This is a genomic window from Paenibacillus sp. S-38, from assembly GCF_049942825.1.
In the GTDB taxonomy this organism is placed as follows: domain Bacteria; phylum Bacillota; class Bacilli; order Paenibacillales; family NBRC-103111; genus Paenibacillus_G.
Genome location: NZ_CP187970.1, coordinates 4,327,860 through 4,344,930 on the forward strand (window position 1 = coordinate 4,327,860; position 17,071 = coordinate 4,344,930).

The following is a 17,071-nucleotide window of genomic DNA, read 5'->3' on the forward strand; positions in this document are numbered from 1 at the left end:
CTGTACCTGTGGTTGGGAAGCGGTCAGGCGGCCGTCTTCTTCCCGGGCTGCGCCAGCTTGGAGCCTCTGAATGTGACGGCCGAGTACACAATCAGAGCAACCCAGATGAGCGTAAAGCTGATGAGCTTGCCGGTCGTAAACGACTCATGAAATACGAAGATGGCCAGCAGCAAGCTCGTTGTCGGTGCAATGTACTGAATGAAGCCTACCATCGAAAGCGGCAGCCGCTTGGTCGCATTGGCGAAGAAGAACAGCGGCAGTGCGGTGGCCGCACCGGATAACAGCAGCAGGATCATCGTGACCGGGGACAGCTGGAAGAAGGTTCCTGTTCCTTCGACATGCAGCCATCCCAGGTAAATAACCGAGAGCGGAAGCACGATGATCGTTTCCCAGAGCAATCCAAGCAGAGCGTCGGGATTCGACAGCTTTTTGGCGAGACCGTACAGGGCAAAAGAGATGGCGAGCAGCAGCGCGACCCATGGGATCTCTCCATACTGCACGGCCATCAACAGGACGCCCGCGCCTGCAAGCCCAATGGAGATCCACTGGCCCGGCAGAAGCCGTTCTTTCAGGAAGATCACGGCGAACAGTACACTGATCAGCGGGTTCATGTAATAGCCCAGGCTCGTTTCGATGACATGGTCATGATTCACCGCCCAGATGAACAAGACCCAGTTGAGACTGATCGTGATGGAGCACAGAATCACCGAAATCAGGCTTGTCTTTGTTGAAACCACACTCAGCAGCTGCTTCCAGCGTTTCGCCGCGATCACCAGCACGGCTACAAAAACAAAGGACCAGACGACGCGGTGGGCCAGAATTTCCCAGGCGGACATGGCCTCGAACAAACGCCAGTACAGCGGCAGCAGCCCCCACATCAAGTAACATAGAATGCCGTATATGATGCCTTTCTTCATCCGCTTCTCCTCTTTCCCATCGTTGCGTTCAGATTAGCTATTATATACCTAATCTCCGCTAGGGTCTACAGGGAGAGTATGCTGCCTCTGGCTGACGAGGGGAAGCCCGGCAGGGAGCCCGAAGCGGATCCTCAGGCTCCCTGCCGGGCAGGATTATGGCTGCACGCCCCAAACAAGAAGGCCGTTCTGGTAGAGTGTCACTTTGATCCAATCGGTGTAGGCCGTCTTCGAGGCATCGAACGAATAATCCCCGCTCTCTTGGAAGGCAGTCCAATCGGCCTTCGCAAGACGAAGCTGGATGTCTCCCGTCTGCCCGCCCGCCGGAATGAAGCCCGCCGAGTCGGTGAAGCTCAGCTCCACATAGGTGTCCGCTCCCGTACCGGTGACCGTTCCGAAGGTCCTCAGCACATTCGAGGAGCCGATCTGCGCCCAGTCGACCCAGGAGTTCAGCGGCTGGCTGCCGTCCTTCGTGAAGTAGTAGCGGACCTTGAGACCGCTCAGCTTCACGGGTGACGCACCCTGGTTCTTGATATTCAGGTGCGGACCGATCGTATTGTCCGCTGCGTTCGTATTTCCGGCCCGGTACTGTACGACCAGGCTGCCGGGCGGCTGGCCGGCCGACCCGGTCGGCGCGGCGCTCACCTGGGCGGAGTCGGGACTCGCGCCCACGTCATTCACGGCGCTGACGACGTAATAGTAGGTCGTGCCGTTGGTCAGGCCGGTATCGGTATAGCTCGTGCCGGTGACGCCAGAGGCGACCATGGTGTACGGCCCGCCGCTGGCCGCCGCGCGCTTCAGGGTGTAGCTCACCGCGCCTGCTGAGGCGGTCCAGCTCAGCCTGACCTGCGAACTCCCGGCGGTGGCAATCAGATTGGCCGGCGCGGCCGGTGCCTCGGGAGCAGGCGATCCGACAATCGACCAATACGCCGCTTTGGCCTGCAGCCGCTCATCGAAGAGCAGCGGCCAGTCCAAGCGGCTGACCGGGAAGGAGCGCAGCCACGTATTGCCGTCATCCTTGCCCCACAGCGTTACGTTCGAGATCAGGTTCTTCCGCTTGCGGAACAGGTCGAACAGGGCTTTGTATTTGGCCGCCTGCTGTTTCTTGAGATCGTCCGGGAAGGCATCCAGCCGGTCCGTGTCATTGGAGTATACCCCCATATCCAGCTCGGTGATGTGCTGGTCGACCCCGAGAGCGGCGAACTTGAGAAGCGACTGGTCGATCTCCTGCAAGGACGGGAACGCGATGCGGATATGCGTCTGGTGCCCTACCCCGTCGATCGGGACTCCCTTCGCCTTCAGCCGCTGCACCAGATTGTACAGGGCCTGGCTCTTCGCCGGCTCATGCGTATTGTAGTCGTTGATGAACAGCTTGGCATCGGGATCGGCCTGACGGGCGAACTCGAACGCCTTCTCGATGTACTCTTCACCGGCGATGGCGTACCACTCACTGCGCCGCAGGCCGTCGGGCTGGGAAGCGTCGATGACTTCATTGACGACGTCCCAGGTCTCGACGGCATCCTTGTAGCGGCCCATCACCGTCTCGATATGCTTCTGCATTCGCTCGTAGAGCAGCTCCTTCGATGCGCGGTTCCCGCTCGCATCCCGGAACACCCAGCTTGGCGTCTGGCTGTGCCAGATCAGGGTATGGCCCCGCACCTGCTGTCCGTTCTTCACGCCGAAGTCTACCGCCGCATCGGAATCGGCCAGATCGAATACGCCTTCCTGCGGCTCCGTGCTGTCCCACTTCAGCACATTCCCCGGTGTGACCGTGCCAAAGTGCTTGGCGATCAGCTTGCTGTCCGCGTCCTGGGTGATTTCGAAGTTCTCGAAGGCAGTCCCGACCGTGAAGTCGCCGGCGAACACCTCCTTCAGGGACGGAATATTCTCTTCGATCGTCACCGGACCGGGATCCGGCAGCTGCTCCATCCGGAAGTCGTCCAGCAGGATCGACTGTGCCGGGAAGTCCGGCGCTTCGAAGTAAACGGAGAGCCTATCCGCCGATGCCCGCAGCTTATACTGTGCTTCGATCTTCACCCAGGAAGACGAGGCTGCCGCCGCTGAAGCAATCTGTTCGTACTGCTCGCCGGATGCCAGCGAATGCTGCAGTGACATGTAGATCTTCCCGTTCGGCGAGCCGGCGGGCAGCTTCAGCCAGCCGGAGATGGCGTAGGTTTGGCCGGCCTTCAAAAGCGAAGTCACGTCGAGGGCCGGTCCGTGCCATCCTTTCGTCCTGCCGTCCACCTGCAGGCCGTAGCTCCCGCTGTGCGCGGCTCCGGGCGAGGCTGTCAGGATTTCTACGCCGCCGCGCCCCTTCCAGTCCTGCACCGTCCCATCCTCAAAGTCATCCTGCAGGAGCAGCGTATTGGCCGCTGAAACCGGAGCGGTCCACAGCAGCGCCGCGGCCAGGCAAATCCCTGCAATCCGGCGTCTCTTCCTGCCGGCCGAGCTTCTTATCATACCCTCTCACCCTTTCAAGATCATCAGGAGCAGGCCTCCCATTCCATCCTGCGAGTACTCCTGCGGCTTCTATTGAAGCGGCCCCCGTCCGGTGACACGTGAAGAGGCAGATCGGGGAGCCGCTGCCCGAAAAGTGTGTGTGTACTTACGGCTGCGAACCCCACACCAGGGTGCCGCCTTGGTATAGCGTCACTTTGCTCCAGTCTCCATAGGCGGTCTTCGACGCATCGAACGAATAGTCGCCCGCTTCGTTGAAATTCGACCAGTCGGCCTTCGCGATGCGCAGCTGGATGTCACCCGTCTGCCCGCCTGCGGGGATGGTGCCCGCCGCATCCGTGAAGCTCAGCTCCACGTAGGTGTCCGCGCCTGCGCCCGCTGCCGTACCGAAGGTCCGCTGCACGTTGGCGGAGCCGATCTGGGCCCAGTCCACCCAGGAATTCAGCGCTTGGCTGCCGTCTTGGGTAAAGTAGTAGCGGAGCTTGAGGCCGCTGAGCTTCACGGGTGTCGTCCCGGTGTTCTTGATATTGAACTGCGGAGCGATCGTGTTGTCGGACGGATTCGTATTGCCCGCGCGGTATTGGACTTTCAGCGTACCGGACGGCGCCCCTTGGCCTGCCGACGGCTGGGCGCTCACCTGTGCGGAAGGGACGCTCTCCCCCGCGCTGTTCACCGCACTCACGGCATAGTAGTAAACCGTGCCGTTCGTGAGGCCCGTATCCGTGTAGCCCGTACCTGTCACCCCGGCCGCCACGGTTGTATACGGTCCGCCGCTGCCGGTTGCCCGCTTCACCGTGTAGCTCGCTGCGCCTGCCGATGCGCTCCAGGACAGGACGGCCTGCTTGTCGCCGGGCTCCGCCTTCAGACCCGCCGGAGACGCCGGAGCGCTCACCACTCCTCCGCCTCCGTAGGTTTTGAGATTCGGGAGCTCGTCTAGGGTCAGCACCTTGGCGTGGTTGTAGACCTCCTTGAGATGCGCCGCAGTATTGGTGGTTCCGTCGGTCAGGAAGCTGCCTTCCCACGTGCAGAACCAGCTCCAGTCGGTATGGTAGATGCTCATGAGATCCGGGTCGGGGATCGAGCCGTTCTCGGTCATCGCGATCAGCTTGCGGTTTCCGCCGAGCGCCACCAGCTGGTCGTACTGGCTCACCTGCGGACTGTAATCGCCCGCCGCCGGGTAAGAGTCGAAGCTGACGACGTCAACCACATCGTCGCCCGGGTACCACTGCGGAGAGATCGAGTTCCAGACCCAGATCAGGTTGTGCAGGTTGTGAACCCCGGTCAAGCGCTCATAGAGCAGCCGGTAGAGCGCTTTGCAGGGCTCCGGCCCTTTGGCACCCCACCAGAACCAGCCGCCTTCCGCTTCGTGGAGAGGCCGGAACAGCACCGGAACCTTCGCGTCCTGCAGTTTCGTCAGCTGTAAGGCGATCGCGTCGATGTCCCTCAGGAGCAGCTTGTATTCCTGGGACTCCGGGTGGCTCATGGCATACTCGATATCGAAGGTCGTGGAGTCGGTATAGAAGCCCCTCCACCACTCTTTGCCAGGCTGGTCGATCAGCCCGGTCGGCGCATTCCAGTGCCATGCGAAGGTAACGACGCCGCCTTGGCGGTCCCACTCGACCGCTTTTTCCGTTTCGGTTGAGGTGGAGCCGTGCTCGACCCGGGAAGGCGAGTATTCGATGAGATCGAATCCGACGAGCGCCGGCTTCTTGCCGACATTCGCCTGGAGCCAGCTCACGTTATTGTAGCCCTGCTGCCCCGAGAGCATCTTGCTGCCGTACGTGTCCACAAGGAAGCTCATCAGCGACTTCGTCTCCGGCGTTACGAGCGGATCCACCAGCGCTTTGGTGACCTGATGGGGAGCGGGTGCCGGCGCCGGCTGCACCTTGAGATAGTCGATCTCGAACCACCCCCAGCCCCGGTCGATCCGGATCGTGTTGGTCCCCGCGTTCAGCAGCGCCTTGGTGGCGGGGATCTCCTTGAAGCCTGTGGTGCTGCCAAGGGCAATCTCCCCCGCCGCCTGGCCGTTCACGAACAGATTCGTCCGTTTGTCCCCGTAAGGCCCGTTGTAGCCCAGATAGATCTGATAGAGTCCCTTCTCCGGTACGTTCACGGTGACCGTAAGCGAATCGGCCGCATCGTCGAAGCTCGTGACATATCCGGTTCCGGAGAACCCCGGCGACGTCGTGCCGACCGCCGTACCGGACAGAACGCCGTCCTCTGCTTCGTAGATGACGGAGGTTCCCGCATCATTCACTGATGCAGCCGCCGATGCAGCCGGCGCCAAAGGAACACCCGCCAAGAGATGCACTGCCGCCCATCCCATGAGCACCTTCCGTTTTATCCCTGCTCCTGCCATCACGATTCCATCTCTCCTCTCCGTTTTCAATACAAAACAAGCCCATCAGCCCGCTTGGACCCTATGGATCCAATGTCCGCCGCATGCCCCTCCCTTTCACTACCTGCCCCCCCGCTACTCCGGCAGCACCGGCTCTCATTGGAGTCAGGCTAATTATAAGTTCGGCCCACTGGTGCCCACTACCATTTATGTAAGAACTTCATTAACAGTTTGGTGACCTCTTTCATCCGGCCGCAGCACAACAAAGGCCGGTACCCCAAGGATACCGGCCTAAGCTTGCTTGCGTATCGAGCTGCTCAATTCTTTTCCCCTTGTGTATCACCTTCTTGGGCCATCACCGTACTTGCTTGCAGAAGGAATTCGCTGCCCAGGCAGTAGCCGACCCGGTAATCTTGGCTGTCCTGCCTCATGTACCCGGAGGAGAACACTTTAAGCGCTTCGCCGAGAGGCTCCAGTTGGCAGCATCGGCAGCAATAAAACCAATGGACCTCGTTCTTCATAGACACCCTTCCGTTCACCAGCAATAAAAGTATTTTACCTGACAGCCAGCCTTAAGCTTCTGATTCGTCACCTCAATTTCTCTGTTTGGATGTCCCTTTGACGCGGCACCGATACGGGACGAGTTCCATTATCTCCATATTTGCATGAAAATGGTATCGACAATCATGATCAAAACATTGGAATATATTTACTTATCAAATGATAAGCACCAACGCAAAGAACCCCCAAGAGCTGCCGTTTCCGGCCGTCCCTGGGGGATCGCATTATTGTTTTTGAAGCACCCACTGAAGATTGTAGCTGGTGCTGTCTCCGTACTGCTTCACAACGGAACCGCTCGCAGACTGGCCGCCATTGTCGAGATACAGGCCGGTGGCGCGGTTCTTGAACTTCACATAACCGCTTCCGGCGTTGACGAGTTCCCACTGCTGATTGTAGCTGGTGCTGCTGCTCCACTGGACTGCGTTGGATCCGGCAGCGGTGCTGCCGAGGCCGTCAACGGCTTTGCCTGTTCCACGGTTGATGAGCTTGTAGTACGAATTGCCGAGGTTCACAATCTCAAACTGCTGGTTGTAGCTGGTGCTGCCGGTCCACTGGGCAAGGGCTGCGCCATCGGTCGTCGAGCCCAGTCCGTCGAGGTACAGGGACGAGAAGCCGCGGTTCTGAACCTTGTAATAGCCGCTGCTCGCGCTGTAAGACGGCCACTTGTCCGCGTCCCAATACAGATCCCGGATCCGCAGCGTAGGGAAGTTGCTGTTATTTCCGTCGTAGGCATGGCGGACCATGACCCACTTGCTTCCGTCAAAGAAGGGCTCCTGGCCACCCGGTCCATGCCATCTGGAGTCGCCGGTCTCTAGGATGGTTCCGCCGCCGTTCAGCATGCTTGTACCGGCCTTGTCCACATAAGGGCCCGTGATGCTCGTCGCCCGGCCATAGGCGATTTTGTAGGTGCTGCTCGCCGCCTGACAGCAGAAGTCGAACGCCACGAACATATAATAGTAGCCGTTGGTATAAACAATCTTGGCGCCTTCGATCGGGTTGTTGGCTACACCGGGCCGGGTTGCGATCGAGCTGATGGCAGCCCCGGATGCGGGCTTCATGGTGGCGGGATCCAACTTCACGAGCTGGATGCCCGAGTAGAAGGAGCCGAAGGACATCCAGAGGTTACCTGACGCATCCTTCGTAATCCCCGGGTCGATCGCATTGTAGTTCTTGGACGAATCGGAGCTGATGACAAGCCCGTCATCTCTCCAGTCCCCCGCCGCTATGCTGGAAGCGGACATCAGACCGATCAGGGAACGGTTCGTGCCAAATTCAGAGTAAGCGTAATAGAGCCAGTATCTGCCATTGTGAAAGATGACGTCCGGTGCCCATACTTCATTCACACCGGAGGTCTTCGTCACATAATTGGACCACCAGGACAGCGGGCCCTTGAACATCGGCACGCCCTGCGTCCAGTTCACCCCGTCGCTGGAGTATTTGACTTTGAGGTAATCCCCCGTGTAGAACTGCCACCATGTATTTCCTTCTTTGATCACGGTAGGGTCATGGGATTCCACATTTCCCGAAACGGTCCATTCGGCGGCGGAGGCCGGCAGAACCATGAAGAATGTCATCAAGAATACGAGTGCCAGGGTCATAAGCTTTCTTGGGCTGTTTTTCTCTGTCATAGGATGCATCTCCTTTGAAGTGGATACCGCTGGTGTGAGAGTCTTCATGAATATGTATGCGCTATCAAATGAAGACTGTTTCTTTTCTGCTTCGGCAGAGGTTTGTGTTTGTTTCATGCTTTAGTAAATTTCATTGATTACTCACTGCCTTTGTTGAAATGAAGGTAAGCGCTGTCAATCTCTGGTTTGTAAGCAACCTCCTTAACTCTTGATGTGTTTCTATTCTATATTTATTTCAATAAGATATCAATAGGTTTAAATAAAAAATAGATTCTGTCTTGCTCTCTTTCTTCTTCCCGAGCACATTTTGTTGTCAGTACTATACAAAATTAGTACTATCCTTTATCCTTATTCTCTCAGATAATGGGCTTACAAACTAACTTAAAGGATGAAATGTCATGAACCGAATCGTATATCCGGCACCGGTCCGTCTAAGGCTTCTGGCTGCAGCCATCAACTTCCTCCCATGGGTCGGCTTGTTCATTCTTTCCGAATACAGCAGCCCGGATACCCCCAACCCCCTGATCGCTCTCGCGGTCCTGGCACTTCTTGGCCTTCAATCGGTCCTTTACTTTGCCAAAGGGCAGACGATCGGCAAGTGGATGCTGGGGCTGAGCATATACGGCATGGATTTCCGGGAGAAACCTTCCTTCTGGCGTCTGCTTCTCCGGTTGGCGGCAGGGATGACGCTCTTCGTCTTCACCCCTTTTCATATCACAATGCTTTTTGCCGAGGGCCACAAAAGTATTCACGACCGGTTGTCCGGGACTTGTGTGGGTACGGCGAAGAGGCCGAGAATCATGGACGAATCGGCTAAATCACGGCTGGCCTTCGCTGTCGACCTCACCTTTCCCGTATGGATCGCGCTTGGGCTGTGTATCCTGTACGGGGCCATGTTTCTGCTGTACCTGGGCGCCTCTTTGATCACGATCGGCTATCTCTTCCTGTACATAGACCAGTTTGTGGCGATCCTGGATGCGGTTGTCTGGACTGCCGGCATCGGACTAACGGCGGCAGGTTATGCTTATCAGATTTACTTATGGAAAAAGAGTGGTACGACCCTAGGCAAACTCATCGTTGGCAAACGGTGGGGATAATCGAGTAGGAGGAGGCGGCTAGCCTCCGTCCTCTCACACCACCGTACATGCGGGTCCGCATACGGCGGTTCCAAAAGGTTAACAAAGTTCCGAGTAACGAGAAAGCAAACTTTTAAGCCCTTTCGCTTCCCAGTAGGAAGTCGGGAGGGCATTGTTTGTGCTACGGGACATTTCCCACGGACCTCGACGGGAGTTTGCCAACATATAGGCAGCCCAGTTCGGAACGCCGAGCGCACGTAGTTCGCGAATGCGTGTCTTCACCCGTTTCCACTGTTTCCATAGACACATGCGGAGTCTTCTCCGAATCCACTTGTCAAAGGCTTGGCAGTGCGTCTTCGCCGAGGCTAGGCGAAAATAACCTAGCCAGCCCAGCATGTACTGGTTCAGGCGCCGGATGCGTTCCTCCATCGGTACAGGCTTGGTTCGGTTCGTCAGTTCCCGGACTTTCTCTTTGAATCGCGAAATTGTCTTAGGAGCCAGCCGAATCGTCGCCTGTTTGTTCGACAGGAAACTAAAGCCTAGGAATTTGCGGTTCCATGGCCGGTCCACTGCACTTTTATCCCGGTTCACTTTCAGTTTCAGCTTTCCTTCCACAAAGCGAATCACCGATTCCATCACGCGCTCCCCTGCTCGCTTGCTGGAGACAAAGATGTTGCAGTCGTCCGCATAGCGGACAAACCGCAGTCCCCGTCTTGTCAGTTCCTTGTCCAGATCGTCCAGCAGGATGTTCGCCAGAAGCGGACTGAGCGGACCGCCCTGCGGCGTGCCTTCCGGTGTGCGCTCCAACGCTCCATGCGACATGACTCCGGCGTTCAAATAGGAGCGGATGAGCTTCAGGACACGCTTGTCCTCCACCTTCCGTGCTACTCTAGCCATGAGCATGTCATGGTTCACCCGGTCAAAGAATTTCTCCAGATCCATATCCACGACCCATCTGAGGCCGCTTTGGATATAGCTTTGTGCCTGCTTTACGGCGTCATGCGCCCGTCTTCCCGGGCGGAAACCGTAGCTGTACCCCGAGAAATGTGCATCAAAAATCGGATTCATCACTTGCAGAAGCGCCTGCTGGAGAAAACGGTCCATTACGGTCGGGATGCCAAGCAGCCGTACACCGCCTCCGGGTTTGGGGATTTCCACCCGTTTGACTGGCGCGGGTCTGTAGCTTCCCGTCAGGAGGTTGGCTTTCACCTGTTCCCAGTGGGTTTTCAGGTAAGCTTGTAGCTCGGCTACCGTTACACCATCCACTCCGGGCGCTCCTCCGTTCTGTACCACTCGCTTGTAGGCGAGCCGAAGGTTGTGCCCTTCGAGCATCTTCTCCAGCAGCCTGCTCTGGCCTTTGCGAGAGAAAAGGTCGGCTTGTGCCGGCGAAGAACTCGGCGCTCCGGCATACCCTGGCGGCTTCACCGCTTCTCTCTGCCGCGAGCTCCCTTGCGGAATATTCTGCTGTCTCTGCTCTTCACGCGAACGCACCGGTTTCCTCTCTCCTTTCGGTTCAGCCCTTCCGCTTTCCGGCGTCCCGTACTCGCGTACTATGGCCTCTGCTGACTCCTGCGGATTCAGCGCGGCTTCTCAGCCGCGGTTACGAAGTCACTTCGCGTATCCGCAGGCCTCCCCAGATAAGAACGCCATCTGTCTGCCCGCGACCACCTAAGTTTACAGCATCAGCCCTTGGCGGCTTTGGATTTCGTCTTGTCTTGGAGACTCATCCGACTGACACTGCCTCAAATTAGGTTCGTGTACCTTGGCCCGTGCATTTGCCTCCGGCTTCCTTCAGATTCCGCCTCACGGCCGACACCCTTGCCCTTGGCTAACGGTAGGCGCTCGCCAGCCCCCGTTCGGGACTCTCACCCTAGAGATGGCGCCCATGCTGGGCGTACAAGTCAGGAAGGCCTGATCTGCGGACAGATCAGGCCTTTTCGTATGGGAACGAACCTTCCCTCCTGCCACGTTCCACTGCAGATCCGCCGTTCCTTCAAGAACGGAGCTTGGGATGCAATTACAAAGCATCAATCCTCTTCCCGACCGCTTTGAGCCACTCCTGCGCAATAATCGCATGACCGTTGACTGTCGGGTGGATTCCGTCCCAGATCCAGTAGGATGCCTCTCTCACCTGGCACAGCTCGTCGAACCGCTGCTGCAGAGGCACGAAGGTCAGGCGGTACTCCTCCGCGATTCGCCGCACCGCTGCCTGGAACGGAAGCAAAAGTTCCATCCATTCGCTTAGGGCTTCGGCCACCCTGCCGACCGGCAGAAGAAACGGTTCGCACAGGATGATATGCGTCCGGGGCAGCTTCTCCCCGATCTCCTCGATCATCATCCGGTACAGCTTCTCGAATTTGGCGGGCGAGGCGCCGCTTTGGTTGTGGAGCTGGAAGTGGCAGTCGTTAATGCCCAGCAGAAAGCTGACCATATCCGGCTGCTCGTTGATGACATCGCTCTCCAGCCGGGCATAGATATCCACAATCCGGCTGCCCGAGATGCCCTTGTTAATGAATTGCAGATGCTTCTCCGGGTACCGTGAGCCCAGATCGGCATGGATCAGATATACGTAGCTGTGGCCTGTCACATGATTCAGATCCCACGCCTGCGCCGGGTCTTTGCTGCGCTGACCGTCGGTAATGGAATCTCCCTGGAACAAAATCACCGTGCCTTCCTTCTCGGCTTGCATCACACCGCTCCTCCGCCAACTTTATTCAATGAATAAACTAAGTGTAGGGAGGGATAACGGGTTTTGTCAATCCGTCAGGCGGGTTTGGCGCGGGCTTTAGGAGCGTCAAATAAATCCGCCGTTGACCCGGAGGGTCTGGCCTGTGACCCACTGTGATTTCTCGCTGACGAGGAACTCGATCACGTTCGCGATATCCTCCGGTTCACCGATCCTTCCAAGGGCGATCGACTTCCTCAGCCCTTCGATCTGCTGCTCCGTCTTTCCTTCCGTGAACAGCTCGGTGTTCACCGGACCCGGGGCCACCGCATTGATGGTAATCTGCTTGACGGCGAATTCCTTTGCGAGCTGGCGGGTGAACTGCTCCACCGCTCCTTTGGTCCCGGCATAGACGCTGTAGGCCGGCAGCATATGTCCTGTGACCGAGGTGGAAAAGTTAATGATCCGCCCTTTCTCCTCCATGTGCTTCATCGCCTGTTGGCAGGCAAAAAACGTCCCTTTGGCATTCAGCAGAAACTGCTTGTCGAAATCCTCCTCCGTCACTTCCAGAATCGGCTGTACCTTGTTCACTCCGGCATTGTTGATGAGAATGTCCACTTTGCCGAAATGCCTCAGCGCTGCGGCGAACAAGGCTTCCGCCTCGGCCGGCCTGCTGAGATCCGCCTGAACGGCTGCGGCTTCCCCGCCCTTTTGCCGTATGGCATCAACCACCTCCTGGGCTTTGTGCGGACTGTTCGCATAGTTGATGACCACCTGAGCCCCCAGCCCGGCGAGCTGCTCGGCGATCGAGCGTCCGATCCCTCTGGAGGCTCCGGTCACGATGGCGGTTTTTCCTTTTAATAAGGTCATGTTAATCTTCCCTTCTTTCTTATCCATATGGCTTATGAAGATGGGCCGGTGTCGTCTGCCGGTCTATATGTCCATTATAGGGAATGGGGATCGCGTCCGGTAGCCTATTCATGTCCGCTTCTTGCCTGATCCTCTTCGGGTTAGGTACAATGAAAATATAATAAATTCACCATTCTGGGCCCAAAAGGAACGCGAACCATGGACCTCCTTGAACCTAACGCCGGACTCTCGGCATCCCAAAAAGAGCTTGCCTGTCTCATCCGCCGTCACACCCCTTCGGAGGGCTTGAACGAGACGGCGGTGCCCGGACTGCGATTCATGCGCACATCCCATGTGTCGGAGCCGATGCATACGGTCTATGCGCCTTCCCTGTGCATTGTCGCGCAGGGCTCCAAAACGGCCTCGCTCGGTGCGGAGATGTACCGGTATGATCCGTCCGCTTATCTCGTCACCTCCGTGCATCTTCCGATGATCGGGAAGATTATCGAGGCCTCACCGGAGCTCCCCTATTTGAGCCTTCAGCTGAACTTCAGCACGGATGCCATTGTCGATATCGTAAGAGACACCGCGGATTCCAGCAGGGGCAGCAGGGACAGCGGGCGCGGCCTGGCCGTGAACCGGTCCACCGCCCCGCTGCTGGAGGCCATCGTGCGGCTTGTCCGACTCCTCGACAGTCCTGCGGATATCGGGATACTCGCTCCGCTCATCGTCCGTGAAGTGCTGTACCGGGTGCTGCAGGGCGATCAGGGGGAGCTCATCCGGCAGTTCGCCGTGATCGGCAGTCATGCGAACAGCATCTCCAAGGCTATTCATCTCCTTCATCGCGACTATTACAAACCGCTTCATGTGGAAGAGCTGGCTAAGGAAGTCAGCCTAAGCCCTTCCGCCCTGTTCAAGCACTTCAAGAAAGTGACCGCGATGAGTCCGCTTCAGTTTCAGAAGGCGATCCGGCTGCAGGAAGCACGCCGGCTGCTGCTAATGGAGAGCCTGGATGCGGCCGATGCGGGCTATCGCGTCGGCTACGAAAGCCCTTCCCAGTTCAGCCGGGAATACGCCCGCCAGTTCGGGCTTCCGCCGATCAGTGATGTGAAGAGGCTTCGCGGCTCCGCCCTGCCCGTAGAATCCCCGCCCCAATAGAAGGGCGGGGATTTTTTTGCGTTCCTCCATGCAGCAGATATGCTTTATTCAACTTGGCCAAGGGCCGGCCTGCCGGAAGATGTGCCGGATTCAACCCCAATATGCCGGAATAAACCGGCGCAAAGCCCGTTCGTTCCCGTGCCGGTCAAGGGACGGCAATCACATCTCAGGCTTATTGACGCTCCTCCGGTAGACCGCTTACATTGGAAATGCCCGAAGCCCGGGCGGCATCTGGAATGGAGGCCGGGGTTCCCCCTGCTGCTTAAGGATTTCGGGCCTCGATGAAAGGAAGTGATTCCTGAAGCCTGATCAAGCGGGCTTCTTCCCGGCAGCTTAGGTTCAGTCATACGCGAGGCAGGCAGGCCCGCCCGCATACCACTCTACTGCAGAAAGGAATGTTGTTCATGACTGCTTCCAGCAAAATGAAACGCCTTTGGACTTCTTTCACCGCTATCTCGGTCTTATCCTCCGTTCTCTTCGTGGTGCCTGCGGCGCAGGCGGCCACCCTGTATGCGGACTCGCAGCTCGGAGCAAGTGACGGTTGGGGTTCCCGCACGGGCTCCGGCACAACGGCCTTTACGCTGAACGGCGGCAAGTCCACTACGTCCACGGAGACCCCGGTGACGGTGGTTACGACTCGCGACCAGCTCAAAACGGCGGTATCCGGTACAACCAAAGCAGTGATCCTGGTACGGGGAACGATTGACCTGAACGCCGGCAATACGGAGTCCACCTATGCTTCCGGCACCGGCTACAATCTGACGACATACCAGAATGCTTACTATAATAACGACTCCTCAGCGATCAGCACGCAGGAAACCGCCCGTGCCGCCGCCGCGGCCAAGCAGAAGAGCCAGGTTGTCATCAGCGTAGGCTCCAATAAAACGATTATCGGCGAATCCAATACCTCGATCATCAAGGGCGGCAGCTTGTACCTGAAGGGTTCCAATAACGTCATTATCCGGAACATCCAGTTCCAGGATGCGCTGGACTTCTTCCCTCAGTGGGACCCATCCGACAGCGGCGGCAACTGGAACTCCGCTTACGACAGCATGACGCTGGACGGCGCCACGAATATCTGGATCGATCACTGCACCTTCGCGGATAAAGTGACGGATACGAACTCCGGCATGATTCTGAAGAATACCACGACCGGCGAAGTGAAGCCGTTCGTCCGCCACGACGGCCTGCTCGATGCGAAGAACGGCTCCAACTTCATCACGATCTCCTATAACGTGTTCCAGGATCATTACAAAACTTCCCTGATCGGTTCCAGCGACAGCACGACTACGGATGACGGCAAGCTGAAGCTGACGTACCATCACAACTATTTCTCCAACTCCAAGCAAAGAAGCCCACGGGTACGCTACGGCATGGTTCACGTCTACAACAATTACTATGTGGGGCACGCGGACCAGGTATACGGCATTGGCTACTCGGCCAAAGTATACTCCCAGAATAACTATATCAACGTAGATACGGCCATCACGAAGCTCGCCGGCTATTCTGGAAGCGAATCCGTTAAAGGCAAGCTCTATGACACCGGCACGATCTACAAAGCCTACGGCAGCTCCACCGAGCAGTCCATCAACATAGCTACCGCTTCCTCGCCGCAGGTAGGCACCGATGTAGGCTGGGCGCCGACTTCGTACTACTCATTCACAGCCGATGCCACAGCCAATGTGCCAAGCATTGTATCGACCTACGCAGGCGCCGGCAAATCGGTTCGTTAAGAGGTACGCCTAAGCACCTCCTTAGACGCAGCAGTCTGCCGCCGTGGCGGCCGGTCTCAACCGGCTGCCATGGCGGCAGGCTTCTTTGTGGTATCCCCTTGGACGTACAAGCCACCGGAAAAATTCCACAAAATTCGAAAACGCCTCCATTTAAGAACGCTTACATCTTCGGTATGATAAGGCTGACCTGATGGAATGCCCGTCATTCCACGGTAGGATCGCACTTTAGAGAGGAAGATGAATGATGGTCTACCTGCCTGGCCGATGGATGAAACGAACGGTGCTTGTGATGACGATGGCGGCTTTGACGGCCGGCTATGCGGGGAGCGTCTCCGCAGCCCCCGTACAGCTCACGAATCCCCTGGTGTCCCAGCGGGCCGATCCGCAGATTTACAAGCATACGGACGGCTACTATTATTTCACAGCAACGGTGCCGGAATATGACCGGATCGAACTCCGGCGGGCGACAACCATCCAGGGGCTGGCGTCTGCGGCCCCGGCGGTCATCTGGCGCAAGCATGCCAGCGGCGAGATGGGAGCGCATATATGGGCGCCGGAGATTCACTTTGTCGGGGGCAAATGGTACGTCTACTTCACGGCCGGCAAAGCGGAGGACAAGTGGGCGATCCGCCAGTATGCGCTGGAGAGCTCGGATGCCAACCCGCTGACCGGGACGTGGATGGAAAAAGGCAAGGTGGTCATGAACTGGGACTCCTTCACGCTCGACGGCACGACCTTCGAGCATAACGACACCCGCTATTTCGTCTGGGCCCAGAAGGATCCGGCCATCGCAGGCAACTCGAACATCTATATCGCCAAGATGAGCTCGCCAACCACCCTCTCGGGCGCGCAGGTGATGATCGCAAGGCCTGACTACACTTGGGAGAAACAGGGCGGCGTCTGGGTCAATGAGGGGCCGGCCGTGATCAAGAAGAACGGGAAGATCTTCATCACCTACTCGGCCAGCGCGACGGATTCCAACTACTGCCTTGGGCTGCTGACCGCCTCCGATACGAGCAACCTGCTCGATCCGAAGTCCTGGGTGAAGTCCGCTTCGCCGGTGTTCACGAGCAGCGATGCTACCGGGCAGTACGGACCCGGCCATAACTCGTTCACCGTATCCGAGGATGGAAAGAGCGATATCCTCGTGTACCACGACCGCAGCTACAAGGACATCACAGGGGACCCGCTGAACGACCCGAACCGCAGGACGCGGGTACAGAAGCTTTACTGGAACGCCGACGGCACGCCGAATTTCGGGATTCCCGTTCCGGACGGCCTCTCCCCTGTCCGGTTCCTCTCGTATAACTTCCCTGCTTACAGCATCCGGCACTGGGAATTCCGCGCGAAGCTGGAGCCGAATGTCACGAAGCTGGCGGACTCCCAGTTCCACATCGTGTCTGGCCTCGCGGGAAGCGGCACGGTGTCGCTGGAGTCGACGAATTATCCGGGCTATTACCTGCGCAGCAGGAATGGGGAAGCCTGGGTGGACAAAAATGACGGTACAGCGCAGTTCAAACAGGAGGCCGCATTCTACCAGCGCGCGGGTCTTGCCGGCAGCGGCCAGTCGTACGAATCGTATGCGGCGCCCGGACGGTATCTGCGGCATTACAATTACCTGCTGTACGTGCAGCCGGTCTCGACGGCGACAGACAAGGCGGACGCCACGTTCACTCAGGACTAGCATGTTAG

Annotated in this window: 12 protein-coding genes; 4 read left to right on the forward strand and 8 right to left on the reverse strand. The window is 57.8% G+C overall.

Translation table 11 applies throughout. The features are described 5' to 3' along the window. Nucleotides 1-23 precede the first annotated feature (23 nt). The 5 genes from rarD to ACP26L_RS19460 all read right to left on the reverse strand — a co-directional run bounded on the left by rarD (nucleotide 24) and on the right by ACP26L_RS19460 (nucleotide 7,898). A complete protein-coding gene (rarD, locus tag ACP26L_RS19440) occupies nucleotides 24-917 on the reverse strand; it encodes an EamA family transporter RarD (RefSeq protein ID WP_426445557.1) in 894 nt (297 codons plus the stop codon). Between the two features lie 153 nt (nucleotides 918-1,070). Further along, entirely contained in the window at nucleotides 1,071-3,374 is a 2,304-nt protein-coding gene (locus tag ACP26L_RS19445; RefSeq protein ID WP_426445558.1) for an endo-1,4-beta-xylanase, read from the reverse strand. Between the two features lie 145 nt (nucleotides 3,375-3,519). Continuing rightward, complete coding sequence (locus ACP26L_RS19450) at nucleotides 3,520-5,730, reverse strand: glycosyl hydrolase (RefSeq protein ID WP_426455011.1); 2,211 nt, start codon at nucleotides 5,728-5,730, stop codon at nucleotides 3,520-3,522. Between the two features lie 296 nt (nucleotides 5,731-6,026). After that, the gene (locus ACP26L_RS19455; protein WP_426445560.1) at nucleotides 6,027-6,230 is read right to left on the reverse strand and encodes a hypothetical protein; all 204 of its coding nucleotides are present in this window, start codon (nucleotides 6,228-6,230) and stop codon (nucleotides 6,027-6,029) included. A gap of 264 nt (nucleotides 6,231-6,494) precedes the next feature. Beyond that, complete coding sequence (locus tag ACP26L_RS19460; protein WP_426445562.1) at nucleotides 6,495-7,898, reverse strand: family 43 glycosylhydrolase; 1,404 nt, start codon at nucleotides 7,896-7,898, stop codon at nucleotides 6,495-6,497. 398 nt (nucleotides 7,899-8,296) lie between these two features. Here ACP26L_RS19460 and ACP26L_RS19465 point away from each other — a divergent pair, with 398 nt between their 5' ends. Further along, nucleotides 8,297-8,995: an RDD family protein gene (locus tag ACP26L_RS19465; protein ID WP_426445564.1), complete on the forward strand. Its 699-nt coding sequence runs from the start codon at nucleotides 8,297-8,299 to the stop codon at nucleotides 8,993-8,995. A 78-nt stretch (nucleotides 8,996-9,073) separates the two neighbouring features. Here ACP26L_RS19465 and ltrA read toward each other — a convergent pair whose 3' ends face one another. The 3 genes from ltrA to ACP26L_RS19480 all read right to left on the reverse strand — a co-directional run bounded on the left by ltrA (nucleotide 9,074) and on the right by ACP26L_RS19480 (nucleotide 12,509). Then, on the reverse strand, nucleotides 9,074-10,465 hold the full coding sequence (gene ltrA, locus ACP26L_RS19470; RefSeq protein WP_426445489.1) for a group II intron reverse transcriptase/maturase: 1,392 nt from the start codon (nucleotides 10,463-10,465) through the stop codon (nucleotides 9,074-9,076). A 526-nt stretch (nucleotides 10,466-10,991) separates the two neighbouring features. Next, the gene (locus ACP26L_RS19475; protein WP_426445565.1) at nucleotides 10,992-11,663 is read right to left on the reverse strand and encodes an SGNH/GDSL hydrolase family protein; all 672 of its coding nucleotides are present in this window, start codon (nucleotides 11,661-11,663) and stop codon (nucleotides 10,992-10,994) included. Between the two features lie 105 nt (nucleotides 11,664-11,768). Then, a complete protein-coding gene (locus ACP26L_RS19480) occupies nucleotides 11,769-12,509 on the reverse strand; it encodes an SDR family oxidoreductase (protein ID WP_426445566.1) in 741 nt (246 codons plus the stop codon). A 198-nt stretch (nucleotides 12,510-12,707) separates the two neighbouring features. Between ACP26L_RS19480 and ACP26L_RS19485 the strand changes: the two genes are divergently transcribed. From ACP26L_RS19485 to ACP26L_RS19495, 3 genes are all read left to right on the forward strand, one after another. Continuing rightward, nucleotides 12,708-13,646: an AraC family transcriptional regulator gene (locus ACP26L_RS19485; protein WP_426445567.1), complete on the forward strand. Its 939-nt coding sequence runs from the start codon at nucleotides 12,708-12,710 to the stop codon at nucleotides 13,644-13,646. 422 nt (nucleotides 13,647-14,068) lie between these two features. Further along, nucleotides 14,069-15,379, forward strand: coding sequence for a pectate lyase family protein (locus ACP26L_RS19490; protein ID WP_426445569.1), 1,311 nt, complete (start codon nucleotides 14,069-14,071; stop codon nucleotides 15,377-15,379). A gap of 268 nt (nucleotides 15,380-15,647) precedes the next feature. Further along, complete coding sequence (locus tag ACP26L_RS19495) at nucleotides 15,648-17,063, forward strand: family 43 glycosylhydrolase (protein WP_426445571.1); 1,416 nt, start codon at nucleotides 15,648-15,650, stop codon at nucleotides 17,061-17,063. Nucleotides 17,064-17,071: the final 8 nt, after the last annotated feature.